The organism is Streptomyces sp. NPDC048277 (assembly GCF_040652235.1).
Lineage (GTDB): Bacteria > Actinomycetota > Actinomycetes > Streptomycetales > Streptomycetaceae > Streptomyces.
In genome coordinates this window covers 1-1,909 of sequence record NZ_JBEZLQ010000078.1, presented here as the reverse complement: position 1 = coordinate 1,909, position 1,909 = coordinate 1, and the positions used below count along the sequence as shown (strand labels likewise).

Below are 1,909 nucleotides of genomic sequence, written 5' to 3'. Positions count from 1 at the left end.
ACCGTCCGGGTGCTGCGGCACTGGATGTCCTGCGGGGTGCGGATCTTCCGCGTCGACAACCCGCACACCAAACCGGTGGTGTTCTGGGAGCGGGTCATCGGCGAGATCAACGCGGCCGACCCCGACGTGATCTTCCTCGCCGAGGCCTTCACCCGCCCCGCGATGATGCGCACCCTGGCGCAGACCGGCTTCCAGCAGTCGTACACGTACTTCACCTGGCGCAACACCAAGCAGGAACTCACCGAGTACGCCACCGAGCTGGCCGGCGAGACGGCCTCCTCCATGCGGCCGAACTTCTTCGTCAACACCCCGGACATCCTGCACGCCTACCTCCAGCACGGCGGCCGCCCCGCCTTCGAGGCGCGCGCCGTGCTCGCCGCCACCCTCTCCCCCACCTGGGGCATCTACAGCGGCTACGAACTCTGCGAGAACACCCCACTCAGGGACGGCAGCGAGGAATACCTCGACTCCGAGAAGTACCAGCTCAGGCCCCGCGACTGGGCCCGCGCCGAGACCGACGGCATCGCACCCCTCATCACCCGGCTCAACGAGGTCCGCCGCACCAGCCCGGCCCTGCGGCAGCTGCGCGACCTCCACTTCCATCACGCCGACAAGGAAGCGGTGATCGCCTACAGCAAGCGGAGCGGATCGAACACGGTTCTGGTGGTCGTCAACCTCGACCCCCACCACACCCAGGAGGCGACGGTCTCGTTGGACATGCCGCAACTCGGCCTGAACTGGCATGAGTCGGTGCCGGTGCGCGACGAGCTCACCGGCGAAACCTACAACTGGGGCAGGGCCAACTATGTGCGCCTGGAACCGGGTGACCGGGCCGCGCACATCCTCACCGTCCTGCGACCGTCCCCGCAGATCGGAGGGTCACCCACAAAATGATCGTCAACGAACCCGTCCCGGACACCTTCGAGGACACTCCGGCGAAGGACCGGGACCCGGACTGGTTCAAGCGCGCCGTCTTCTACGAGGTCCTGGTGCGCTCCTTCCAGGACAGCAACGGCGACGGCATCGGCGACCTCAAGGGCCTGACCGCGAAACTCGACTATCTGCAGTGGCTCGGCGTCGACTGCCTCTGGCTGCCGCCCTTCTTCAAGTCCCCGCTCCGGGACGGCGGTTACGACGTCTCCGACTACACCGCGGTCCTCCCCGAGTTCGGTGACCTGGCCGACTTCGTGGAGTTCGTGGACGCCGCCCACCAGCGCGGCATGCGCGTCATCATCGACTTCGTCATGAACCACACCAGCGACCAGCACCCGTGGTTCCAGGAGTCGCGCAAGGACCCCGACGGGCCGTACGGCGACTACTACGTGTGGGACGACAAGGACGACCGCTACCAGGACGCGCGGATCATCTTCGTCGACACCGAGGTCTCCAACTGGACCTACGACCCGGTCCGCAAGCAGTACTACTGGCACCGCTTCTTCTCGCACCAGCCGGACCTCAACTACGAGAACCCGGCGGTCCAGGAGGAGATCCTCTCCGCGCTCCGCTTCTGGCTGGACCTGGGCATCGACGGCTTCCGCCTGGACGCGGTGCCGTACCTCTACCAGAGCGAGGGCACCAACTGCGAGAACCTGCCCGCCACCCATGAGTTCCTGAGGCGGGTGCGCAAGGAGATCGACACGCAGTACCCCGACACGGTGCTGCTGGCCGAGGCCAACCAGTGGCCGGAGGACGTCGTCGACTACTTCGGCGACTACCGCAGCGGCGGCGACGAGTGCCACATGGCGTTCCACTTCCCGGTGATGCCGAGGATCTTCATGGCCGTGCGCCGGGAGTCCCGCTACCCGGTCTCCGAGATCCTCGCCAAGACCCCCGCCATCCCCTCCGGCTGCCAGTGGGGCATCTTCCTGCGCAACCACGACGAGCTGACCCTGGAAATGGTCACCGACGA

At 66.7% G+C, this 1,909-nt stretch carries 1 protein-coding gene and 1 pseudogene; both read left to right on the top strand.

The genetic code is table 11. The annotated features are described in order from the left end of the window. Window positions 1-894, top strand: a pseudogene (locus AB0D85_RS52190) (alpha-1,4-glucan--maltose-1-phosphate maltosyltransferase); the annotation flags it as partial. After that, window positions 891-1,909: alpha-amylase family glycosyl hydrolase (locus AB0D85_RS52185; RefSeq protein WP_362338752.1), on the top strand; the 1,019-nt coding region annotated here is incomplete at its 3' end. The pseudogene AB0D85_RS52190 and the gene AB0D85_RS52185, both read left to right, overlap by 4 nt.